The organism is Duganella sp. Leaf61 (assembly GCF_001421905.1).
GTDB lineage: Bacteria > Pseudomonadota > Gammaproteobacteria > Burkholderiales > Burkholderiaceae_D > Rugamonas > Rugamonas zoogloeoides.
The window spans coordinates 820,775-844,237 of the sequence record NZ_LMLM01000001.1; the positions used below are offsets into that span (position 1 = coordinate 820,775).

Genomic DNA, 23,463 nt, shown 5'->3' on the forward strand with positions numbered 1-23,463 from the left:
CGGTTTTCACGCCTGCACCGCCATCAGAAACGGCTGCGCATGCAGCATGGGCGGCACGCCGGGCAGCGGCGCGGGGCCCGCCTGGTTTTCCAGCACGGCCATGAACTGCGCCAGCGGAATCGGCCGGTGGTACAGGTAGCCCTGCATGGTGGTGCAGCCGTTCGCTTGCAGGTAGCGGGCCTGCACGGCAGTTTCCACGCCCTCGGCCACCAGGTGCAGCCCCAGGCCGCGCGCGATGGAGATGATTGCCAGGATCACCGGGTAGTGGCCGTTTTCGTCGTGGATCTCCTTGACGAACGACTGGTCGATCTTGATGGTGTGGATCGGGAAGCGGTGCAGGTATGACAGCGACGAGTAGCCGGTGCCGAAATCGTCGATTGCTACCGACACCCCGAGCTCGCACAGTTTGTTGAGCTGTTCGATGGCGTCCTGCGGGTTGCGGATGCAGATGTTCTCGGTGATCTCCACCTCGATCTGCGCGGGCGCGATGCCGTAGCGGGTGAGCGCACCGCGCATCTTGTCGAAAAAGTCGCCACGATCGAGATATTGCGGCGACAGGTTGAGCGACAGCCGTATCTGCTCGCCGCCGACGGCATTCCAGCGCACCAGGTCGCGGCACAGGGCGCCCAGCATCCAGTCCGAGATCGGCAGCATCAGGCCATTGTCCTCGGCGAACGGCAGGAATTCGCCAGCCGACAGCACGCCGCGCTGCGGATGGTTCCAGCGCATCAGCCCCTCGGCGCCGACGATGCGGCCGGTGACGATGTCGATCTGCGGCTGGTAGTACATTTCCAGCTGGTTCAGTTCCAGCGCCTGGCGCAGGCTGCGCTCGAGCACGATCTTCTGGTGCGACACTTCCTGCATCGACGGGTGATAGAAGGTGTGACCGTTCTTGCCCAGCGCCTTCACCTGGTACATGGCGATGTCCGCGTGACGCAGCAGTTCGTCGATGCCGTCGCCATCGTGCGGGTAGATGGCGATGCCGATCGAGGCCGAGATGTGGACCTGGTGGCCATCGAGGTCGAACGGCGCTGACAGGCTCTCGATGAATTTCTCGGCGACGCCCCGGGCTTCCTGGCGGTCCTGCAATTCCGGCAGCACGATGGTGAATTCGTCGCCGCCCTGGCGCGCCAGCGTATCGCCGCGCCGCAGGCAGTCCTTGAGGCGGCGCGCCACCTGTTGCAGCAGCTCGTCGCCCTTCACGTGGCCCAGCGTGTCGTTCACCAGCTTGAAGCGATCGAGATCGATGAACATCACCGCCAATTCGGCTTGCTTGCGCCGCGCCTGGATCACGGCCAGGCCCAGGCGGTCCTTGAACAGCATGCGGTTGGGCAGGTCGGTGAGGATGTCGTGGTAGGCCTGGTACGAAATCATCTCCTCGGCGCGCTTGCGGTCGGTGATGTCGCGCGCCACGCCATAGGTGCCGTAAAAGTCGTGCGGGCCGATGGCGCTGGGCGTCATCGAGGTGAGCGTGATGCTGAAGGTGCGCTCGATGCCGCTCTTGCACTTGAGCCGCAGCTCGGCGGTGCGGCCGCCCGCATCGCTCACCCGCGTCCTGCCCTGGCCATGCCCCTGGCGTTCGCCGAAGGCGTAACGGGCGCGGTCCTGGTCCTCGTCGTGCACCAGCACCGAGTAGTGGCGCCCCACCACCTCGTCGCGGTCGAAACCGAGCAGGTGCTGCACGCGGTCGTTCACAAACGTGATGCGGCCATCGTGGGCCAGCGTGTAGATGATGTCGGGCGAGCTGTCCACCAGGTAGCGGTACATCTTTTCCGACGTTTCCAGCTGCGCGGCGATGCGCTCGTTGTCGATCGCCAGCCGGCGCTTTTGCAGCACATTGTCCACCGTCTTGAGCAACTCCTCGCGGCCGTACGGCTTGCGCAGGTAGTCGTAGGCGCCGCGCTTCAAGGCGCCGATGGCGGCGTCGATGCCCACCTCGCCGCTCATCACCACCACGTCGCCGCCGATGCCGCGCGCGTTCATGAAGTCCATGATGTCGTGGCCACTCATGTCGGGCAGGCGCAGGTCGAGCAGCACCAGGTCGAACGGTTGCTGCGCCAGGTGGGCCAGCGCCTCGGCGCCGGTGGCGGCGGTACACAGCAGGTAATCGTGCCCTTCGTGACTGCGCAGTAGTTCGTACAGCGACGACAGCAGGCGCGGTTCGTCGTCCACCAGCAGCAGGCGCGGCCTCGAATCATGGAGATGGGCGACAGGGGTTGGGTCGTCCTGGAAGTTCAGGTTCATCATGGCCTTAAACGGAATCCATCAACCGGGGGGGTTGGCCGGCGCTGGAACTTGCGAGGGGGCTTGCGGAGGTATTGCTGCCGGCGGCCGGCAGCAGGATTTCGAACGTGGTGCCGGCCTTGCCGGAACGGCAGGCGATCAGGCCGCCCATCTTGCTCACCAGGCTGTGGACGATCGACAGTCCCAAGCCGTGGTGGGAGCCTTCCTTGGTGCTTTTCACCGGCGCGAACAGGTTGGCCAGCAGCTCGGCCGACAGGCCCGGGCCGGTGTCGGCCACCACCAGCTCCAGGTACAGCTTGCGCTCGCGGTTGACCAGGCCACGGTTGGCGATCTCGATGCGCCCGCCCTCCGGCATGGCTTCCACCGCGTTCTTGACCAGGTTGACCAGCACCTGCTTGAGCAGGTCGGCGTCGCCCTCGATGGCGCCCGGGCCTTCCTGCATGCGCACCACCATCTGCACCGAGGCCGGCACGAAACCGGTGGCGCGGAACAGGCGCAGCACGTCGTCCACCACGCCGGCCACCTCGGTCACGCGCGAAGCCTCCGCCGGTTGCAGGTCGGCCAGGCCGTTGAGCAGTTGGCCCACGCGGTCGATTTCTTCGTTGAGGATCGACAGTTCGCCCACCACCGGCTCGCGCCGCGCCAGCTTGCTGTCGAGGATGGACAGGTAGTTCTTGATGATCGACAGCGGGTTGTTCACCTCGTGCACCACGCGGCGCGACGCGTCGCGGTATTCCTCCGCCACCTGCGCCAGCTGGCGCCGGGCGTGACCGCGCTCACTGAGCGCGGTCTCGAGCGCGCCCGCCGCCTGGGTGGCGTACGATTGCAGGAAGCGCTCGCGCTGCTGGCAACCGGCCAGTTGCCAGCCTGGTACGCCGCCGATCAGCACGCCCAGGCAGCGTTGATTCGCCACCAGCGGCAGGCATACCAGCGCCTCGCTGCCGAGGATGCGGAACAGCTGCTCTTCGGCCACCGACAGCGGCGCGCCGGCCTGCGCGTTCATGCCGGCGCGGCTGGCATACACGGGCTTGCGCGTGCGCGCCGACAGCGCCACCTGGCCGCCCTGCTCCGGGTCCAGCGCCAGCATGAATTCGGCCAGGCGCCCGGGCTGGTTGCCAGTGGCGGTGCCCAGCAGCGCCTGGCCGGTGGGATTTTCCAGCATCACCAGCACGTTTTCGAAATCGAACAGGATGCGCGCCGAGCGCGTCATGGCGTCGAGCAGGCCCGTTTCGCCATCCTGGCGCGCAAACGTCTGCGCCATCTCAGACACCAGCATCATGTTGCGCACTTCTTCCGACAGGCGCTGCTGCACCGGATCGACCGGCGGTGGCGGCGCATACGCCGCTGGCGCCACGATATCGTCGGCGCCGGCCAGCTCGATGCCCAGGTACCCGGCTGATTTTTCCACCTGGCGGGCGGCATTGGCGAGGATAGGCTCGAGCGCCGCGCCATCGAGGCCGCACAGTTGGGCCGCGTCTTCGATGGCGTCAGGCTCGTCGCCATGGCCGCACAGCAGGTGCGCCAGGCGCACCATGCGGATCAGAGGATGGGCGGAGGCCAGGCGCGCGACCGGCTCGTGGTGATACAGCACGCTGTCGGCCAGAAAGGAGTCGAGCTGCCAGCGTTCGATCAGCCAGGCGCCCGCCTCGGCATGGGTGATTTGCAGGGTGCGCTGCTCGACCGCGCACAGGTCTTCGTCATCGCGCGCCATGAAGTTGACGGCATATTCGCGCGGCGCGGTGGCCAGCAGCGCCAGGCGGCCCACGTTGTGCAGCAGGCCTGCCAGATAGGCTTCCTCCACGTGCGGGTAGTCCATCTTGCGGGCCAGGTCGCGCGCGATGACGGCCGTGGTGAGCGAGCTTTTCCAGAAGGCGCGCAGGTCGGTGCTGGCGGAATGAGGGAAGCTGCTGAAGGTCTGGAACACCGATTCGCTGATCACCAGGGTCTTGATCATGTCGGTGCCGAGTGCAACCAGCGACTGCTCCAGTCCCACGGCGCGCGCGCCGCTATTGCGGTGAAAAGCCGAGCTGCTGGCGACCGAGAAAATCTTGCTGGCCATGGCCGGATCCTTGGCGATCAGCGCGGCCAGTTCCGGCATGCCGGCGTCGTCGGCCTGCAGATGCTCGATCAGTTTGATCAGGATCTGCGGCATGGCGGGCAGGCGCGCAATCAGCAGCCGGTGGCGGATATCAAGGTCAGGTTGCAGCATCGTCATATACCAATAATCAAGTCAGACCGGAAACGAATAATGCCGAGAAAGAACTTATATTAGCATAAAGTATGATAGCAACTTAGCACTTGCAAGCCAATCGTGCAGGAGATCGCGCGCATTTCCTGATGTAAAGATTTATTGTCCCGGATGGGGTAACAGAATGCGCCGGTAATGGCGCGCGGTCAACCATAAAACCAGCGCGGAGCCTGTAAGTACCAGTTGTCCGAGGGCTAAAGACAACACCGAGTGCGACAGCGCGGGCGCCAGCACGCCGGCCACGATGGCGCCCATCATGGTGGTGGCGAACGACTGGCACGACGCCACCGTGCCGCGGATGTGCGGGAACAGGTCCAGCGCGAGCAGCGTGGCGCCCGGCGCCACGATCGACATGCCAAAGGTGTAGAACAGCATCGGCAGCACGGTCCACGGCAGCGCCGGCGGCAGGAACACGTGGTACAGCGTATTGCACACGGCGGCGGCGATCAGGAAGCAGAAGCCGATGCCGATCTGGCGCGAGAACGAGATCTTGCCGGCGATGCGGTTGGCCACCAGCGCACCGAGGAAAATCCCGCTCACCGACGGAATGAACAGCCAGCCGAACTGGCTCGCACCCAGCCCCAGCGAATTGGGCAGGAACTCGGGCGCCGCCGCGATGAACAGGAACAGGCCGCCGAAGTTGAGCGCCACCACGCCCGACTTCAGGTGGAACAGCTTGGAGCGCATGATCTCGCCGTAGTTGCGCGCCAGGTGGCGCGGGTTGAACGGCTGGCGCTTGTGGACCGGAAGGGTCTCGGGCAGGTTGCGGTAGCAGTAGATGAACAGCAGCACGCTGTAGGCCAGCAGCGACAGGAAGATCGCGCGCCAGTCGAACAGCGTGACGATCCAGCCGCCGAGGATCGGCGCAATCGCCGGGGCAATCGAAAAGATCATGGTCACCAGCGACAGCAGGCGCGCGGCCGCCGCATCGGAATACAGGTCGCGGATGATGGCGCGCCCCACCACCACGCCGGCGCCGGCCGAAATACCCTGCATGACGCGGAACGCCCACAGGTACGGCACCGAGTGCACCGACGCGCAGCCCAGGGTACCGATCGCGAACATCACCAGCGAGACCAGGATGACGTTGCGCCGGCCGAATGCATCGGACAGCGCGCCGTGCCACAGCACCATGCCGGCAAAGGCCAGCATGTAGAAGGTGAGGCTTTGCTGCACTTCGAGCGGGGTGGCGCCCAGCGTGGCCTGGATGTTGGGGAACGCTGGTAAATAGGCGTCGATCGAGAACGGCCCGAGCATCGACAGCAGGGCCAGGATCACCGCCAGCGCCGTGGCGCTGAGCACCTTGGGGGTCGATGGCGGCGGCGGGGGAACTTCCTTGACGGGATCGGGGAGAACGTTGTCGGGCGGGGTCGGGTACATAGGTTCCTTGACTGGGGTCCGTCCCCGCCCGGTGCTGCGGGGTCCGGCGGCGCAGCAGGTGGTTAAGCTTCTTTGGGCTTGGCAGCTTCGCGGCGGTTGAAACCGGCCACCATGTCGAAGCGGAACAGGCGGCATTCCAGCGCACCGTTGAAGAACGGTGTCTTGCGCGATTCCTTCAGGCGCAGCATCTTGGGCAGGCCCAGGTCGGCCGTGAACAGGTACACGGTCCAGCCGGCGAAGCGCTGCTTGAGGGTGCCGCTGAAGTCCGAGTAAAAACTCTTGGCCAGTTCGTCCTCGCCCAGCGAGCTGTCGCCGCGCACGCCGATCCGCTCGCCGTACGGCGGGTTGGTCAGCATGATGCCCGGCTGCTCGGTCGGCGCCTTGACTTCCTGCGCTTCGATCTGCTTGAGCGGCACGTCGAACATGATGCCGGCCGCGCGCAGGTTGTGGCGCGTCATGGCCACCATGTCGCCCGAGATATCGGAACCGAAGATGGTCGGTTCGCTCGGCAGCGGGTTCGGCTTGATGGCGTTTTTCATTTCCTGCCAAGGCGCCGGATCGAAGTCGTTGAAGGCTTCGAACGCGAAGCGGCGACGGGCGCCCGGTGGCACGCCCTGCACCATCTGCGCCGCTTCGCACAGGATGGTGCCGGAGCCGCACATCGGGTCGAACAGCGGCATGCCCGGCTTCCAGCCGGCCACGCGCAACAGGCCCGCCGCCAGGTTTTCGCGCAGCGGCGCGTCGCCGGTCTCTTCACGCCAGCCGCGCTTGAACAGCGCTTCGCCCGAGGTGTCGAGGTAGATGATGAACTGGTGGGCGTCGAGGAAACCGACGATGCGCATGTCGGGCTCGCGGGTATCGACCGACGGGCGCTTGCTGTACATGTCGCGGAAGCGGTCGCAGATCGCGTCCTTGATTTTCAGCGTGGTGAATTCCAGGCTTTTCAGTGGCGACTTGACGGCAGTAACGTCCACGCGGATGGTGTGGTCGTACGTAAACCAGTCTTCCCACGATTGGGCCAACACCAGGTCGTAGATGTCGTTCTCGGTCTTGTAGCCGGTGACGGCCATGCGCATCAGCACGCGCGACGCGATGCGCGAGTGCAGGTTGATGCGGTACGAATCAATCAGCTCACCCGAGCAGTGCACGCCGCCAGGAACCTGGTTGTGCACTTTCATGGTGGTGCTTTGCTGGGCGATTTCGCCCAGCTCTTCGGCCAGCGCCGCTTCCATGCCGCGCGGGCATGGGCAAAAATATGAAGCCATCTTAGGTGTACCTTTTATCCGTTAATAGTGTTGTGCATGGTCAGAAGGGTTTGACCACCACGAGTACGATAATTGCCAGCAGCAGGAACACCGGCACTTCATTAAACACGCGGAACCATTTATGGCTGCGGGTGTTGACGCCCTTCTCGAATTTTTTCAGGATGCTGCCGCACGCATGGTGGTAGCCAACGATCAGCACCACGAACAGCAGCTTGGCGTGCATGAAGCCCGGCATGCGCGGACCATACAGCATGTACACCAGGATCGCGCCGAACACTATCGCCAGCACCGAAATCCACATCGAAAACCGATACAGCTTGCGCGCCATGATCAGCAGGCGTTCGGTGACGGCGGTGTTGGTCTCCATGGCCAGGTTGACGAAAATGCGCGGCAGGTAAAACACGCCCGCCATCCAGGCGATGACGAAGAAGATGTGCAGCGATTTAATCCAGAGCATGGCGATCCTTTAGTGGAATTACTGGCGAATTTCGCCGTGACCGAACACGACGTACTTGAGTGAGGTGAGGCCTTCGAGGCCCACCGGGCCGCGCGCGTGCAGCTTGTCGTTGGAGATGCCGATCTCGGCGCCCAAGCCGTACTCGAAGCCATCGGCAAAGCGGGTCGATGCGTTGATCATCACCGACGCCGAATCGACTTCGCGCAAGAAGCGCATGCCAGCGCTGTAGTCTTCGGTGATGATCGATTCCGTGTGCTTGGACGAGTACTGGTTGATGTGGTCCATCGCCTCGTCGATGCCGTCGACAATTTTCACGGCCAGGATCGCGGCCAGGTACTCGGTGGACCAGTCTTCTTCGGTGGCAGCAGCGAGGTGCGGGTAGCCGGCCAAAATTGCCGCGGCTTCCGCGTCGGCACGCAGTTCCACTTCCTTGGTTGCGTACAGCTTGGCCAGTTCCGGCAGCACCTGGGCCGCGATCGGGCGCGAGACCAGCAAGGTTTCCATGGTGTTGCAGGTGCCGTAGCGGTGGCACTTGGCATTGAAGCCGATATCGACCGCTTTTTGCAGGTCGGCCTTGTCGTCGATGTACACGTGGCAGATGCCGTCGAGGTGCTTGATCATCGGTACCGTGGCTTCTTCCATCAGGCGCGCGATCAGGCCCTTGCCGCCGCGCGGCACGATCACGTCCACGTATTGCGGCATGGTGATCAGGACACCCACGGCGGCGCGGTCGGTGGTATCGACCACTTGCACGGCGTTTTCCGGCAGGCCGGCGCCCAGCAGGCCTTCCTTGACTAGCTGCGCCAGCGCGCGGTTGCAGTGGATTGCCTCCGAGCCGCCGCGCAGGATGGTGGCGTTGCCGCTCTTGATGCACAGGCCTGCCGCATCCACCGTCACATTCGGGCGCGACTCGTAGATGATGCCGATCACGCCGAGGGGCACGCGCATCTGGCCTACCTGGATGCCGCTCGGGCGGAATTTCAGGCCGGAGATTTCACCGATGGGATCAGGCAGCGCGACAATCTGGCGCAGGCCTTCGACCATGGTGGCAATCGCCTTGTCGGACAGCGCCAGGCGGTCGAGCATGGCCGGCGCCAGGCCGTTGGCAGCTGCCGCATCCATGTCGAGCCGGTTGGCGGCGCGCAGGGCGTCGGCCTCGCGCTCGATGCCGTCGGCGATCAGCGTGAGCGCGCGGTTGCGGGTGGCGCTGTCGGCACGGGCCATGGCACGCGACGCCTTGCGCGCCTGCTGGCCCAGTTGTTCCATGTACTGCTTGATATCCAGCTTCGTGTCCATTATCGTCTCGATTCTTTACAGGGCTGCTTACCCGCGCGCCACTTTGAGCCCCAGCTGCAGCATGGCATCCCATGCATCGCCGCTGTAGGCCTTGGCGCGCAGGCCCTTGATCATCTTGTCCACTTGCGCGGCGTCTTTCATGGCCGCCTCCAGCGTGGCCAGTGAAATACGCCGCAGCGCCGGGTCCATCATGCGCTCTTTCGGCCCCCAGATGCGGTACTCCTTGAGCAGCGCACCGAGCGGCCGGCCCTGCGCCATGCCCGCCTTGAGCTTGAGCAGCGTGCGGATTTCTTCCGACACGGCCCACAGCACCAGCGGCAGCGCTTCGCCCTCGCCTTTCAGCCCTTCGAGCATGCGCACGAGACGCGCCGGGTCGCCCATCAGCATCGCTTCGCTGAGTTTGAACACGTCGTAGCGGGCGACATTGAGCACGGCGTCGTGCACCTGCTCGTAGGTGAGCTTGCCCGGTTCGTGCAGCAGGGCGAGCTTTTGTATTTCCTGGTGGGCCGCCAGCAGATTGCCTTCCACGCGATCGGCGATGAAGTCGATGCTCTGCCGGTCCGCGCTTTGCCCTTGTGCGGCAAGGCGCTGGCCTATCCAGTTGGGCAATTGCGCCCGTTCGATTTGCGGGATGTCGATATACACCGCCGCCTGTTGCAACGCCCCCACCCACGCCGCCTTCTGGGTTTGCCAGTCGAGCTTGGGGAGCGTAATCAATGTCAGATTGTCGGGGCTCAGGTCTTTCACGTACGCTTGCAGCGCGGCGCCGCCATCCTTGCCCGGCTTGCCGGTGGGGATGCGCAACTCGATGAGCTTTTTATCGCCGAACAGCGACAGCGCCTGGTTGGCCGCCAGCAGTTCGCCCCACTTGAAGCTGCGCTCCACCGTCAGCACGTCGCGCTCGGAATACCCTTGTGCGCGCGCGGTACGGCGGATCTTGTCGGCCGCCTCCAGCGCGAGCAAATGCTCGTCGCTGGTGATCACATACAGCTGCGACAGCGACTTGTTCAGGTGGCCGTCGAGCGCGTCCAGGCGCAATTGCATGGTGCCGCCTTACAGGATCGGCACGGCCGGCGCGGCGGACGGATCCTGCGGCGCCGGGCCCGGGCCGGGCACCGACATGCGCGTGGTTTTCACGGCCGCCATGCGGCGCATCATCTGCTGCACCAGGTCGGTTTGCATGTCCTTGTACAGCAGCGCCTCTTCCTGTTCCTTGGCCAGCAACTGGGTTTCGTTGAAGTCGATCGGACGGCTCAGCGAAATCGTCGTGGGCCCCAGCAGCTCGTTACCTTGACGGTCAAGCACGCGGAACACGATGGTGTATTGCAGCAGGTACTGGCGCACGCGGCCATTGCTGTTCAGGGACAGGATGGTCTTGGTCTTGGTGGTTTCCGGGTTGGACAGCACTTCAACCACGCCGTCGGCATCCTTGGGGCTATTGACCACGGTGGTGTTGCCGTTGACGCGGATGTTGCGCTTGAGGTCAATCGCCAGTGGCGACGACTCCGGCAGTCCGATGTACATGGTCGGGAACGGCAGCGTGTAATGGCCGCCGTCGCCGCGCAGGTGGAAGCCGCACGCAGACAACGAGGTTGCCATTACCGCTGCCAGCAGCAGCGTCATGCCGGCCGCGCGGCCGCGTCGGAACAATCCGGAAGTAGTCGTCATGGCGTCCTCTTACACTACGATGTTGATCAGTTTGCCCGGGACGACGATGATCTTCTTCGGCGTGCCTTCGATGAACTTCTGCACCGCTTCGTTGGCCAATGCCAGCGCCTCGATGCTGGCCTTGTCGGCGCCCTTGGCCACGACCACGCTGCCGCGCAGCTTGCCGTTCACCTGGATCATCATTTCGATCTCGGACTGCTCGAGCGCGGCCGGATCCACTTGCGGCCATGGCGCGTTGAGGATGTCGCCGGCCGCAGTTGCATACCCCAGTTCCGTCCACAGCACATGGGTGATGTGCGGCGCGACCGGGTTCAGCAAACGCAGGAAAATCGCGTAGCCTTCGGCCAGCACGGCCGCTTCAACATCCTTGGCCGCTTCGATCGTGTTGAGCATCTTCATGCAGGCCGACACCACGGTGTTGTACTGGATGCGCTTGATGTCGTAGTCGGCCTGCTGCAGCAGCTTGTGCAGCTCGCGGCGCAGGGTTTTGCCGGCGTCGGTGGTAGCGGTTGCCGTCAACGGCGAACCGGCGGCGACGATGGCAGCCTGCTGCGCGTAGCCGAACGCCCACACGCGGCGCAGGAAGCGGTTGGCGCCTTCCACGCCGCTGCCCGACCATTCCAGCGTCTGCTCCGGCGGCGAGGCGAACATGGTAAACAGGCGCGCGGTGTCGGCGCCGTATTGTTCGATCTGCGCTTGCGGGTCGATGCCGTTGTTTTTCGACTTCGACATTTTTTCAGTGCCGCCGATGTGCACCGGTTGCTGGTCGTCGCGCAGGATTGCCGCTTGCGGACGGCCCTTGTCGTCCACCGTCAGATCGACGTCGGCCGGGTTGAACCACGTCTTTTTGCCAGCCGCGTCTTCGCGGTAATAGGTTTCGTTCAGCACCATGCCTTGCGTGAGCAGGTTGGTAAATGGCTCGTCGAACTTCACCAGGCCGAAGTCGCGCATGACCTTGGTCCAGAAGCGCGCGTACAGCAGGTGCAGCACGGCGTGTTCGATGCCGCCGATGTACTGGTCCATCGGCATCCAGTAGTCGTTGCGTTCATCGACCATGGCGTTGGCGCCTGGCGAGGTATAGCGCATGTAGTACCACGACGAATCGACGAACGTGTCCATGGTGTCGGTTTCGCGGCGCGCTGGCTTGCCGCACTGCGGGCAGTCGCATTTCAAAAATGCTTCGTACTTGTTGAGCGGGTTGCCGCTGCCGTCCGGTACGCAGTCTTCCGGTAACACCACCGGCAGGTCTTTTTCCGGCACCGGCACCGAACCGCAGTCCGGGCAGTTGATCATCGGGATCGGCGTGCCCCAGTAGCGCTGGCGCGAAATGCCCCAGTCGCGCAGGCGGAACGTGATTTTCTTCTCGCCCAGGCCTTTGGCGGCCATGTCGGCAGCCACGGCTTCAACGGCGTCGGCGTAGTTCAGGCCGTCGTAGTTGCCCGAGTTGGTGACGATGGAAATGCTCTTGTCGCCGTACCATTCCTGCCAGGCGGCGTCGGAGAATTCCTGGCCTTCGGCGCGGATCACCTGCTTGATGGCGAGGTTGTATTTTTTGGCGAACGCGAAGTCGCGCTCGTCGTGCGCCGGCACGCCCATCACGGCGCCGTCGCCGTAGGTCATCAGCACGTAGTTACCAACCCACACCTCGACTTGCTCGCCGGTGAGCGGATGGGTGACGAACAGGCCGGTCGGCATGCCCTTCTTTTCCATCGTGGCCATGTCGGCTTCGATCACGGAGCCCAGTTTGCATTCGGCGTTGAAGGCGGCCAGTTCCGGGTTGTTCTGTGCGGCGTGCACGGCCAGCGGGTGCTCGGCAGCGACGGCGCAGAAGGTCACGCCCATCACGGTGTCGGGGCGGGTGGTGAACACGTACAGCTTGCCGTCGCCGATCAGGGCGCCGTCGGCATCTTTAATTTGGTGCGGGAAGGCGAAGCGTACGCCGGTCGATTTGCCGATCCAGTTGGCCTGCATGATGCGCACGCGCTCGGGCCAGCCCGGCAGCTTGTCATCGACGTAGCCGAGCAGTTCGTCGGCGTAGTCGGTAATGCGCGCGTAGTACATCGGGATTTCGCGTTTTTCGATCGGCGCGCCCGAGCGCCAGCCCTTGCCGTCGATGACCTGTTCGTTGGCCAGCACGGTCTGGTCGATCGGGTCCCAGTTCACGGTACCGGTCTTCTTGTAGATGATGCCTTTTTCCAGCATCTTGAGGAACATCCACTGGTTCCACTTGTAGTACTCGGGCTTGCACGCGGTCATTTCGCGCGACCAGTCGATGGCCAGGCCCATCAGCTCCATCTGCGAGCGCATATGGGCGATGTTCGAGTAGGTCCATTGCGCCGGCGGCACGTTGTTGGCCATGGCCGCGTTTTCCGCCGGCATGCCGAACGCATCCCAGCCCATCGGCATGAGCACGTTGTAGCCGTTCATGCGCAGGTAGCGGTACATCACGTCGTTGATCGTATAGTTGCGCACGTGCCCCATGTGCAGCTTGCCCGATGGGTAAGGCAGCATCGAACAGGCGTAATACTTACCTTTGGGGAAACGCGGGTCGTGCTCGACCGCCTTGTAGGCGTCGATGGCTTTCCAGTGGGATTGCGCTGCGGTTTCTACGTCGGCGTGACTATATTTATCTTGCATGATGATGTGCGGCCAGAGTTGAATATAAACCGGCCATTATACCGGTTCATGCCCCAAATGAGCGGCAGGGCTCGGTCATGGTTCGCTGGAGCAAGGCAGAAGTGCTGAGCTAAGTGTCTGTTCGCTCGATATGGTGCAATTTTACGGCAGCCGGACATAGGATAAGATGCCAGTGTTCATACGTACTGCAAGCCTCGCACCATGATAGAAGACATCAAAAAGACAGCTCCAGAATTCGCTGGCATCTTACAAGAGGCAGCCTGATGGCTTTCGACCGCAACCAGCCCCATAACGATCTGCCGCTTTTGCCTCCGCTTGATGACCTGGAGACCAAAGCAGTACTCAAGCAAGCCATCGGCGCCAACCGAGCATTGGCCAACTTGCGCGGGCTGGCTGGCCAAATCCCTAATCAGGGCATGCTGATCAGTAGCATCACCTTGCAGGAAGCACGGCTGTCTTCGGAGATCGAAAACATCGTCACCACTAACGACGAGCTTTACCGTGCCGATGCCGATGCCGATGGCAAAACTGATCCGCATACGAAGGAAGTGCTGCGTTACCGGCAGGCGCTGCAGCACGGCTTCGCGGCCTTGCGCGAGCGGCCTTTGACGACCAACCTCTTCATCGAAATTGCCCGGTTAATCAAACAATCCGAAATCGGCATCCGGGCAATCCCCGGCACGGCACTCAAAAATGAGATGGGCGAGATCGTGTACACACCTCCCGTTGGCGATCACGTGATTCGAGACAAGCTCTCCGATCTCGAGCGTTTCATTCATGCGGAGGATGGGATTGATCCGCTGATCAAAATGGCCGTAATGCACTATCAATTCGAGGCGATCCATCCTTTCCCAGATGGAAATGGACGTACGGGGCGTATCCTGAATTTGCTTTACCTCGTGCAAGCGGGGCTGATGGATATTCCGGTGCTGTTTCTATCGCGTTACATCATTGCGAACAAGCGTGAGTACTATCTGGGGCTGCAGAAGGTAACAGAGCAGCAGGATTGGGAAAACTGGGTGCTGTTCATGCTGCGCGCTGTAGAAAGCACTGCGCAGCAAACGTTCGATCAAGTCAAACGCATTCTTGCGCTCATGGAAACTGTACGTGAAAAAGTACATCGTGAGCTTCCGGGTATTTACAGCAAAGACCTGATTGAAGCGATCTTCCGACATCCTTACACCAAAATCCAGTTCCTGGTAGATGCCAACATCGCAAAGCGTCAAACATCGTCGGGTTACCTTCAGGCGCTAGCGGCACATGGTGTGTTGGTTGAAAAGCAGATCGGACGAGAAAAATACTTTATCAACCAGGCATTGCTGGCAGAGTTGGCGCGATAGCAATAGGTTGATGCGATCGACAGATTCCAGAAACGTGTCGATTTTTCCGGTTTTTTTAACCATATTTGATCAATGTGTCGATTTGATCGACATATCCATGTCCGTGAAAAGCAATACGGCTAAGAACGCTGCGCAAACGCCGCCCGCGCCCGCATGATCTCGCCATGGTGGGTTTCGGCCCATACCCAGACCCCGCAAAACGCTGCGCCCAGGCTGTGGCCCAGCGGCGTGAGCACGTAGTCGACGTGGGGCGGAATTACCGGGTGCACGGTGCGGTGGACCAGGCCGTCGCGCTCCATCTGGCGCACGGTTTGCGTGAGCATTTTCTGGCTGATGCCGGGCACGGCCTTGCGCAACTGGGTGTAGCGCAAGGTGCCGCCTGCTTCGAGCGCTTCGAGGATCAGCATGGTCCAGCGGTCAGCCACCTGGCCGATGATGTCCTGTACCAGCGCTTCGATCACGGGGTCGAGCTGGTCGGGAATCGGCTCGTGCCGGCGCATTTCGATCAGCGCATCGGGTTCGGCTTTACGCATGGGCTACCTACACTCTCTTTTGGGTATGTATAAATCTTTTGGGTGCCTACTTTATCATCGCGCCTGTCCTTTGTACACTGGTCCCACATTCACAGGAGGACTGACCATGAAATCGACTGGAAACACCATCTTGATCACCGGCGGCGGCAGCGGTATCGGCGAGGCGCTGGCCCATCGCCTGCACGACCTGGGCAATACCGTCATCATCGCCGGCCGCCGGCTCGATGTGCTGCAACAAGCTGCCGCCGGCCGCGCCAACATCGTGCCGGTGCAATTCGACGCCGACAACGCCGATGCCATCGACGCGTTCGCACGCCAGGTCGTGGCCGACCACCCTGCCCTCAATGTCCTGATCAACAACGCCGGCATCATGCGCTTTGAGGATGCCAGCAAGCGGCGCGACCTGGCCGATGCCGAGGCGACAATTACCACCAACCTGCTGGGGCCGATCCGCCTGATCAACGCGCTAACCGATCACCTGCGCCAGCAAGCCGATGCCGCCATCATCAACACCACGTCGGGCCTGGCGTTCGTGCCGCTGCTGGTCACGCCCACCTACAACGCCACCAAGGCGGCGCTGCATTCGTACACGGTGGCACTGCGCGAAGTACTAAAAGGTGCGGTGGAAGTGATCGAACTGGCGCCGCCGGCCGTACAAACCGACCTGACCCCGGGCCAGGCCACGCGCGAGGGCTACCTGCCGCTGGCCGACTATATCGATGAGGTGATCACCCTGCTCACGGCCAGCCCCACACCGGCCGAAGTGCTGGTGCAGCGCGTGCTGTTCCTGCGCAACGCCGAAAAGGAAAACCGCTACGAGCAGACGCTCGCTGCCCTGAACAGCCACTAAAACGACCTTCCATTTTTACAATCGCCGGTCCCGGTTTTATGCCAAGATGATATTTTTCATATCATTGAGGGGGACAAGCATGATCAAGGGACTGCGCACGGTGGTGTACCCGGTGGCCGACCTGGCCGCCGCCCGCGACTGGTACGCCACCGCATTCGAGACGGCAGCGTATTTCGACCAGCCGTTTTACGTGGGTTTTGCCATCGGCGGTTTCGAACTGGGCCTGATTCCGGCCGAGAAATTCACCGCCGCCCACGCGGGCAGCATGGTGTACTGGGGCGTGGACGATATCGAGGCCGAGACCGACCGCCTGGTGGCGCTCGGCGCCACCGTGCACGGCGCCATCGAGGAAGTGGGAGAAGGCATCAAGACGGTGGAACTGGCCGACCCGTTCGGTAATTTGCTGTGCCTGATTTATAACCCGCACTTCGACCTGGCCGCCGTTCGCTGAGACTGATACCGGTGGTTTGTGGCAAACTACGCCCCTTTGCCCTAAGAAAGAGGTAGTCATGTCCCGCCGCAACGCCAATCTGATCAAGTCGCCCGAACAAATCGTCCTGGCGCGCGTCGCCGCCCAACTGGCGGCCGACGTGCTGACGATGATCGGGCCGCACATCAAACCCGGCGTGACCACAGCCTACCTCGACCAACTGTGCAATGACTACATCGTCAATGTGCAGAAAGTTACGCCAGCCAATGTCGGCTACGGCGGTTTCCCGGCCACCGTGTGCAGCTCGGTCAACCAGGTGGTGTGCCACGGCATTCCATCCGCGACCGAGATTTTAAAGGAAGGCGACATCATCAACATCGACGTGGCCGTCATCAAGGATGGCTGGCACGGCGACACCAGCCGCATGTACTACGTGGGCGAACCGTCCAAGGCTGCGCGCAAGCTGGTGGAAACGACGTACGCAGCGATGTGGGCCGGCATCCGCGCCGTCAAACCACGGGCAACGCTCGGCGACGTCGGCTTTGCGATCCAGACCGTGGCAGAAAAAGCGGGCTTCAGCGTAGTGCTCGATTACTGCGGCCATGGCATCGGCATGACCTACCACGAAGATCCGCAAGTGACGCATTACGGCCGTCCCGGCCAGGGACTGATCCTGAAACCGGGCATGCTGTTTACCATCGAGCCGATGATCAATGCCGGCCGCGCCGCCACCCGCGAACTTGACGACGGCTGGACCGTGGAAACGCGCGACCAGTCGCTGTCGGCGCAGTGGGAACACATGGTGACGGTGACCGAGACCGGTTTCGAAGTACTGACGCTGGCGCCGGGCGAGACCGGCGCCAAGGCCGACATTCCCATCGTCGGTTGAGGGGACCTCGAAAAACCTGCTGCGCGACCCGCTACGGTTTTTCGAGGTCTCCCAAGGCAGCCCCCGGTACGGTCGGGCAGGCTTATTTCAAGGTCAGCTTCAAGGCCGGCTTCTCGCCATAGTCGTCATAACGGTCGTTGATGCCGGCCACGCAGTAGCTGACTTCTTCCAGCAGATCGGGCGCGGCGGCCGTCAAGGCGGCCGAGTCGGTGATGACGATGTCCAGCACTTCGTTGGGCTTGAGCTTGAATTTGCTCATGTTGTCGTCGTCTCGCAGGTAGCTCAGGCAATCGATCCAGGCATCCATGGTGTTGCCGTAGCTGTCGGGAAAACCCAGTGCTGCCTTGCAGGCCGCATGGAAGCTTGCGGCATCAAGGATTGCTGCGCCGTTCAGTTGTGCGGTTGCCATTATTTACTCTCTGTTTTTCCGGGATCGGTAACGAAACCCAATTTGGTTAATCCGTGCGTTTGCGCGGCAGCCATGACCTGCGCCACCACCTCGTAACGGGTGTCCTTGTCGGCGCGCAGTTGCAGATCGGGCTGCACGTCCAGCTTGGCCGCCTCCACCAGGCGCTGCTCGAGCACCTTGGGCGCCACCGCCTCGTTGTTCCAGTACACCTGCCCCTTGGCGTCGATCGCCACCGTTATGGTCGTGGCCGGCGCGGGCGGCGCGCTTTGCGCCTGCGCCTTGGGCAACTCCAGTTGAACCGAACTGGTCCACACCGGCGCACCGAGGATGAAAATCACCAGCAGCACCAGCATCACGTCCACCATCGGCGTGACGTTGATGTCGGCCATGGGGCCGGGCTGGCGGTGGTGGTTGAAAGCGCCGAAGCTCATTTTTTGACCAGGTACGCGTGCAGGTCGTGGGCGAACGCGTCGAGTTCGGCCAGGGTCAGGCGGTTGACGCGGTTGAAGGCGTTATACGCAAGCACGGCGGGAATCGCCACCGTCAGGCCCACGGCCGTCATTACCAGCGCCTCGCCCACCGGGCCGGCAACCTTGTCGAGCTGCATGGCGCCGCTGGTCGAGATATTGGCCAGCGCATGGTAAATCCCCCACACCGTGCCCAGCAGGCCGACAAATGGCGCGGTCGCGCCGATCGAGGCCAGCATGGTCAGGCCGCCTTCGAGGCGGTTGGTGGAGTGCTGGATCGCCGCACGCAGCACGCGCGTGATCTGCGCCGAACGGTCCATCTCGCCACCGAGGGTGGGATGGTCGGGCACGACCAGTTGCGCCGCGCCCTGCCGGGCCAGCGGCACGAAGATGTTTTCGGGGTCGGCCAGCGCCAGGGTGGCGACGCCGTCGGCCATGGTGGGCGCGTCCCAGAACGCTTGCACGGCCGGCGCGCTGCGGCGAATGCGCACCGCGCCATACAGCTTGGCCAGGATGAAGAACCAGCTCACCAGCGACATGGCCAGCAGCACCAGCGCGACCGCGTGGCTGACCGCATCGGCTTGCGCCCAGAAGTGCGACAGCGAGAAGTTGCCGGCCACGGGTGCTTGCCCGCTTAACCGTTAAGGGACAGCACGTCGTACATGTCGAACAGGCCGGTCGGCTTGTCGGCCAGGAAGCGGCAGGCACGCAACGCGCCGTGGGCGTAGGTGACGCGGCTGCTCGATTTATGGCTGATTTCGATGCGCTCGCCGATGCCGGCAAACAGCACGGTGTGGTCGCCGACGATGTCGCCGCCACGGATGGTGGCAAAGCCGATCGACGACGGGTCGCGCTCGCCGGTCACGCCTTCGCGCGCGAACACGCCGCATTCTTTCAGGTCGCGGCCCAGTGCATCGGCAATCACTTCGCCCATTTTCAGCGCGGTGCCGGACGGTGCGTCCACTTTAAAACGGTGGTGGGCTTCGACCACTTCGATGTCGTAGCCGGTGGACAGCGCCTTGGCGGCCTGCTCGAGCAGCTTCATGGTGACGTTGACGCCCACGCTGAAGTTGGGCGAGAACACGATCGCGGTTTTTTTGGCCGCCTCGGCAATCGCAGCCTTGCCGGCTTCATCGAAACCGGTGGTGCCGATCACCAGCTTGATGCCGTGTTCGGCGCAGTAGGCCAGGTGGTCGAGCGTGCCTTCGGGGCGGGTGAAGTCGATCAGGTACTGGGCATCGGCCAGGCCGCGCGCCAGGTCCGATTCCACGATCACGCCGGCCGGCTGGCCGAGGAAGGCGGCGGCATCTTCGCCCACACCGGGTGCACCGGCGTGGTTGAGGGCGCCGGCCAGGCGGGCGTCGTCGGCCTGCTGGACGGATTCGATCAGGATGCGGCCCATGCGGCCACCGGCGCCGGCAATGGCGATATTCATCTCGGTCATGCTGTTTCCTTGCTTATTTCGTTTCTGTGCTGACGCCCACGCCAACCGGCGCGGCATTGGCCTTGTCGGTACCCGCTGGCAGTGGTGCGGTGGACGGGGCCGGCTTGTTCTCGGGCGCGTCCTGGTTTTTCTTGATCTTCGGCGCCGGGCCGGCGATGCGGGCAATGTATTCCTTTTCGGTCGGCAGGTTGCCGCCTTCCCAGCGCTCGACCTTGCCGTCCTTGTCGAAGAACACGATCACGCGGCTGGTGGTGATTTCGCCGCTGCCCTTGGCCATGCGGAACGCATAGTCCCAGCGGTTGGCGTGGAACGGGTCGGCCAGCAGCGCGGTGCCGAAGATGAAGCGGACCTGGTCGCGCGTCATGCCCACCTTGAGCTGGTTCAGCATTTCTTCCGAGACGAAGTTACCTTGCTGAATGTCGGGACGGTACGGCGAGAAGAACCACATGAAGCGTTGCAGCTTGGTGATGGTGGTGGTCTGTGCGCCCTTGCTGGCGTCCAGCGTCGGCTCGGCGTCCTTGACCTCGTTCGATCTTTCGCCCAGCGTGGTTTTGGAAGCGCAGCCACCCAGCGCTGCGGCCAGCACGACACATGCGACCACCTTGGAAGTAGAACCGTGCAACAACGACTGCGATAAAGCCTGGGTGACGCGCATAAATGTCCTCAATCTGGTCAAGCGGAATGCCAAAAAACGCCATATCATAAAGCACAATCCCTGATATGTCCTTGTTTTGCAAGGCGCAAGTGTAAAAGTTTGCAAATGCCAAAAAACCGCCAGGGCTGCAAGATGGCGGCAGATTGTGTGCGGCGCGGCGCGGAGTGCGTTAAACTACGGGCTAGCTAATCGCCAACCAGAATAAGAGTGTCCACCATGGGAAATAATCCAACCGATCTGAAGGCCAGCGGCCTGAAAGCCACGCTGCCTCGCCTTAAAATCCTGGACATCTTCCAGACCAGCGACGTGCGCCACCTGACCGCCGAGGATGTTTATAAAATCCTGCTGGCCGACAATATGGACGTGGGCCTGGCCACCGTCTACCGCGTGCTGACCCAGTTCGAACAAGCAGGCTTGCTCAACCGCAATCATTTCGAAACGGGCAAGGCCATCTTCGAACTGAACGCCGGTTCGCACCACGACCACCTGGTGTGCCTCGATTGCGGCCGCGTGGAAGAGTTTTACGACGAAGCCATCGAGGAGCGTCAGAACGCGATTGCCAAGGAGCGCGGTTTCAGCATCGCCGAGCACGCTTTAGCGATTTATGGTAACTGCACCAAGGTCGCCTGCCCCCACAAACCAAGCTAATCAATTATGGCTGAGCGCGTTCGATAGCAGCTTGGCCGTAATATCCACAATCGGTATCACCCGCTCGTACGCCATGCGGGTGGGGCCGATCACTCCCAGCGTGCCGACGATCTTGCCGTTGGCCGTGTACGGCGCAGTCACCACGCTCATCTCGTCCATCGGCACCAGGCTCGATTCGCCGCCGATATAGATTTGCACGCCACTGGCCTTGCTCGACATGTCGAGCAGTTGCAGCAAGCCGGTCTTTTGCTCGAACATGTCGAACATTTGCCGCAGCGACGACATGTTGCTCGACAGGTCGCTGACCGACAGCAGGTTGCGCTCGCCCGAGATCACCATGTCGTCCTTGTCGTCGGCCATCGCCTCGCTGCCCGCCGCCACCGCCACCTGCATCAACCGGCTCATATCGTCGCGCAACTGGCGCACTTCGCCTGCCAAGCGGCGGTGCACGTCGTCAAGCGACAGGCCGCCGTAGTTCTGGTTGATGTAATTGGCCGACTGCACCAGCTGCGACGGGCTGTAATCGACATCGGTGAGCAGCATGCGATTCTGGACGTCGCCAGTGGGGCCAACGATGACCAGCAGAATGCGCTTTTCGCCCAGGCGCAGGAACTCGATCTGCTGGAACACCGATTCGCGACGCGGGCTCAGCACCACGCCGGCAAACTGCGACAGCGACGACAGCATCTGCGCAGCATTGGAAATCATTTTTTGCGGCTGCGGCGCCTGCAGGCGCATGCGCGACTCCACCGACTGCTCGTCGAACGGTTGCACCGTGAGCAAGGTATCGACAAAAATCCGGTAGCCGCGCGGCGTGGGCACGCGCCCGGCCGAGGTGTGCGGACTGGCCACGTAGCCGAGATCTTCCAGGTCGGCCATGATGTTGCGGATGGTGGCCGGCGACAGGTCGAGACCGGAGATCTTGGACAAGGCGCGCGAGCCCACCGGCTGGCCGTCCGCAATATAGCGTTCTACCAGGGCTTTGAGCAGGGTTTGGGCGCGGGTGTCGAGTTGCATGGTGATTATCTTCAGTGTCCCTGGGGTTGGTCCTGCTTATTATGCCGCATCTGGTCCTTCACCCACACCAGCAGTTCGTCGAAACTGGCGCAGATGGCATCGGGCACGATGCCGGCGTCGAGATGGGCGGTGCTGCCACTGCGGTTGATCCACACCGCACGCATGCCGACCGCCTGCGCGCCCTGCACGTCGAGCCGCAAGTCGTCGCCCACGTAGATGGCATGCTCGGGCGCCACGCCCATTGCCGTGCAGGCGGCCAGGAAAATTTCCGGTGCGGGCTTGGCGCGACCGAAACTGTGCGAGGCCAGCGCCACTTCAAAATGGTGATGCAGGCCGATGACTTCAAGGTCGGCGTTGCCGTTGGTGATCACGCCAAGGCGCAACATGGTGCGCAGCTGTTCAAGTGCGGGCAACACGTCGTCGAACACGGTGACGGCGTTGCGCAGGGTGTGAAAATGGGCCATGGCGCCGTCGATATGGGCAACATCGGCGCCGGTCTCGAGAAACACGGCTTCCAGTGCGGCGCGGCGCAATTGGTACAGGTCGGCCACCATCTCCGGCTGGCGCTCGAGCAGCGCCATGCGCAGCGCGCGCAATTGCTCCACTGTATACTTGTCGGTCACCAGCGGCGCGCGTTCGGCCAGCCAGGCATGCCAGCCCAGTTCGGCCGCCGCGATCACGGGACCGATCGGCCACAGGGTGTCGTCGAGGTCGAACAGCATGGCTTGCGGGGTACGAGTGGTCATGATGGCATCGTTATGAGTCGGCAGAAGCCACTATTGTCGCACCGATCGCTGCCGGTCTCCCTCTGGCGCCACGTGCCGCACTAACACGCTGTTACATCCGTGGCGGCGACCGCTGTTACCAAATGCACTAAAATACCGCTCAAACCCGTGTAAGATGCTGCACCCGTGCTACCCACGTGCGTGCTGCCGGCCCCTATTCGTTTTGGAGAAAGATCTGATGAAAAATATGACTCTGCGCTCAAGCGTGGCCCTGCTGTGCGGCGCCATCCTGAGCGCCTGCGGCGGCAGCGACGGCAGCCTGCAAATTGCCGGTAGCATTACCGGATTGACCAAAACCGGGCTGGTGCTGGTCAACGAAGGCAACGGCGACACCCTCACCATCGCCGCCGGCCAGCCCACTTTCACGTTCCAAAAGCCGGTGTCGGTCGACGATAACTTTAACGTTGTCGTCCAGAAGCCCGGACCGGTCGGCGCCACATGCGCGGTCAGCGGTGGCTCGGGCAAGGCCAATGTCTATAACGCCTATAACGTGCAAGTTGTGTGCACCAACGATCCGCGCAAGCTTGGCGGCGCGGTAGTCAACCTCAAATCGGACGGCCTGGTCATGGCCAATGGCCCCGATACCGTGAGCGTAACCGCAGGCGCGGCCTCGTTCGTGTTCCCGCACACGATCGGCGATGGTTCGGTCTATGGCATCAATATCCTCGAGCAGCCCAAGACGCAGCGCTGCACCATCACTGGCACCGCCGTGGGTACGATAGGCAACCAGGATTTGATCGTTGGCACCGGCACCACCCCTGCTGTCACCATTACCTGTGCTGACGTTCCAGCCACCTGATC

The 23,463-nt window shown here is 62.7% G+C and carries 23 protein-coding genes; 6 read left to right on the top strand and 17 right to left on the bottom strand.

Annotation, left to right across the window (positions count from 1 at the left end; genetic code table 11):
• Positions 1-6: 6 nt before the first annotated feature.
• The 9 genes from ASF04_RS03585 to leuS all read right to left on the bottom strand — a co-directional run bounded on the left by ASF04_RS03585 (position 7) and on the right by leuS (position 13,195).
• A complete protein-coding gene (locus ASF04_RS03585) occupies positions 7-2,247 on the bottom strand; it encodes an EAL domain-containing protein (protein WP_056138155.1) in 2,241 nt (746 codons plus the stop codon).
• A 4-nt stretch (positions 2,248-2,251) separates the two neighbouring features.
• Positions 2,252-4,453: an HDOD domain-containing protein gene (locus ASF04_RS03590; protein ID WP_056138443.1), complete on the bottom strand. Its 2,202-nt coding sequence runs from the start codon at positions 4,451-4,453 to the stop codon at positions 2,252-2,254.
• 138 nt (positions 4,454-4,591) lie between these two features.
• Positions 4,592-5,872, bottom strand: a complete 1,281-nt coding sequence (locus ASF04_RS03595; protein ID WP_152884950.1) for a multidrug effflux MFS transporter — start codon at positions 5,870-5,872, stop codon at positions 4,592-4,594.
• Between the two features lie 62 nt (positions 5,873-5,934).
• The gene (locus tag ASF04_RS03600; RefSeq protein WP_373922117.1) at positions 5,935-7,137 is read right to left on the bottom strand and encodes a class I SAM-dependent RNA methyltransferase; all 1,203 of its coding nucleotides are present in this window, start codon (positions 7,135-7,137) and stop codon (positions 5,935-5,937) included.
• A gap of 40 nt (positions 7,138-7,177) precedes the next feature.
• Positions 7,178-7,594, bottom strand: a complete 417-nt coding sequence (locus ASF04_RS03605; RefSeq protein ID WP_056138157.1) for a CopD family protein — start codon at positions 7,592-7,594, stop codon at positions 7,178-7,180.
• Between the two features lie 18 nt (positions 7,595-7,612).
• Complete coding sequence (locus ASF04_RS03610) at positions 7,613-8,878, bottom strand: glutamate-5-semialdehyde dehydrogenase (RefSeq protein ID WP_056138444.1); 1,266 nt, start codon at positions 8,876-8,878, stop codon at positions 7,613-7,615.
• Between the two features lie 39 nt (positions 8,879-8,917).
• Entirely contained in the window at positions 8,918-9,934 is a 1,017-nt protein-coding gene (holA, locus tag ASF04_RS03615; RefSeq protein WP_019923676.1) for a DNA polymerase III subunit delta, read from the bottom strand.
• 9 nt (positions 9,935-9,943) lie between these two features.
• Positions 9,944-10,558: an LPS assembly lipoprotein LptE gene (gene lptE / locus ASF04_RS03620; RefSeq protein WP_056138159.1), complete on the bottom strand. Its 615-nt coding sequence runs from the start codon at positions 10,556-10,558 to the stop codon at positions 9,944-9,946.
• A gap of 9 nt (positions 10,559-10,567) precedes the next feature.
• Entirely contained in the window at positions 10,568-13,195 is a 2,628-nt protein-coding gene (gene leuS / locus ASF04_RS03625) for a leucine--tRNA ligase (RefSeq protein WP_056138161.1), read from the bottom strand.
• A 263-nt stretch (positions 13,196-13,458) separates the two neighbouring features.
• On the opposite strand from leuS, the gene ASF04_RS03630 reads away from it, so the two are divergent.
• Entirely contained in the window at positions 13,459-14,535 is a 1,077-nt protein-coding gene (locus tag ASF04_RS03630) for a Fic family protein (protein ID WP_056138163.1), read from the top strand.
• Between the two features lie 119 nt (positions 14,536-14,654).
• Here the strand turns inward: ASF04_RS03630 and ASF04_RS03635 are convergent, their stop codons facing one another.
• Positions 14,655-15,068 carry a helix-turn-helix domain-containing protein gene (locus tag ASF04_RS03635; protein ID WP_056138165.1) on the bottom strand — a complete coding sequence of 138 codons (414 nt, stop codon included), beginning with the start codon at positions 15,066-15,068 and terminating at the stop codon, positions 14,655-14,657.
• 106 nt (positions 15,069-15,174) lie between these two features.
• Here ASF04_RS03635 and ASF04_RS03640 point away from each other — a divergent pair, with 106 nt between their 5' ends.
• From ASF04_RS03640 to map, 3 genes are all read left to right on the top strand, one after another.
• Complete coding sequence (locus ASF04_RS03640) at positions 15,175-15,918, top strand: SDR family oxidoreductase (protein WP_056138167.1); 744 nt, start codon at positions 15,175-15,177, stop codon at positions 15,916-15,918.
• Positions 15,919-15,997: 79 nt separating this feature from the next.
• Positions 15,998-16,369: a VOC family protein gene (locus ASF04_RS03645; protein WP_056138168.1), complete on the top strand. Its 372-nt coding sequence runs from the start codon at positions 15,998-16,000 to the stop codon at positions 16,367-16,369.
• 58 nt (positions 16,370-16,427) lie between these two features.
• The gene (map, locus tag ASF04_RS03650; protein ID WP_056138170.1) at positions 16,428-17,237 is read left to right on the top strand and encodes a type I methionyl aminopeptidase; all 810 of its coding nucleotides are present in this window, start codon (positions 16,428-16,430) and stop codon (positions 17,235-17,237) included.
• An 82-nt stretch (positions 17,238-17,319) separates the two neighbouring features.
• Here the strand turns inward: map and ASF04_RS03655 are convergent, their stop codons facing one another.
• Genes ASF04_RS03655 through ASF04_RS03675 form a run of 5 tightly spaced genes read right to left on the bottom strand, consistent with a single transcriptional unit; the run spans position 17,320 to position 20,212 of the window.
• Positions 17,320-17,646, bottom strand: coding sequence for a barstar family protein (locus ASF04_RS03655; protein WP_019923669.1), 327 nt, complete (start codon positions 17,644-17,646; stop codon positions 17,320-17,322).
• Entirely contained in the window at positions 17,646-18,077 is a 432-nt protein-coding gene (locus tag ASF04_RS03660; RefSeq protein ID WP_056138172.1) for a biopolymer transporter ExbD, read from the bottom strand. The genes ASF04_RS03655 and ASF04_RS03660 overlap by 1 nt, the downstream gene beginning before the upstream one ends.
• Complete coding sequence (locus ASF04_RS03665) at positions 18,074-18,733, bottom strand: MotA/TolQ/ExbB proton channel family protein (protein ID WP_056138175.1); 660 nt, start codon at positions 18,731-18,733, stop codon at positions 18,074-18,076. The genes ASF04_RS03660 and ASF04_RS03665 overlap by 4 nt, the downstream gene beginning before the upstream one ends.
• Positions 18,734-18,747: 14 nt before the next feature.
• Positions 18,748-19,557, bottom strand: a complete 810-nt coding sequence (gene dapB, locus ASF04_RS03670; RefSeq protein WP_056138176.1) for a 4-hydroxy-tetrahydrodipicolinate reductase — start codon at positions 19,555-19,557, stop codon at positions 18,748-18,750.
• A gap of 13 nt (positions 19,558-19,570) precedes the next feature.
• Positions 19,571-20,212 carry an outer membrane protein assembly factor BamE gene (locus tag ASF04_RS03675; protein WP_056138179.1) on the bottom strand — a complete coding sequence of 214 codons (642 nt, stop codon included), beginning with the start codon at positions 20,210-20,212 and terminating at the stop codon, positions 19,571-19,573.
• Between the two features lie 216 nt (positions 20,213-20,428).
• On the opposite strand from ASF04_RS03675, the gene fur reads away from it, so the two are divergent.
• A complete protein-coding gene (gene fur / locus ASF04_RS03680; protein WP_056138182.1) occupies positions 20,429-20,860 on the top strand; it encodes a ferric iron uptake transcriptional regulator in 432 nt (143 codons plus the stop codon).
• On the opposite strand, the gene hrcA is transcribed toward fur, so the two are convergent.
• Entirely contained in the window at positions 20,861-21,877 is a 1,017-nt protein-coding gene (gene hrcA, locus ASF04_RS03685; RefSeq protein ID WP_200931061.1) for a heat-inducible transcriptional repressor HrcA, read from the bottom strand.
• A gap of 11 nt (positions 21,878-21,888) precedes the next feature.
• Complete coding sequence (locus ASF04_RS03690) at positions 21,889-22,623, bottom strand: HAD family hydrolase (protein ID WP_056138186.1); 735 nt, start codon at positions 22,621-22,623, stop codon at positions 21,889-21,891.
• Between the two features lie 217 nt (positions 22,624-22,840).
• Between ASF04_RS03690 and ASF04_RS03695 the strand changes: the two genes are divergently transcribed.
• On the top strand, positions 22,841-23,461 hold the full coding sequence (locus ASF04_RS03695; RefSeq protein WP_056138187.1) for a hypothetical protein: 621 nt from the start codon (positions 22,841-22,843) through the stop codon (positions 23,459-23,461).
• Positions 23,462-23,463: the final 2 nt, after the last annotated feature.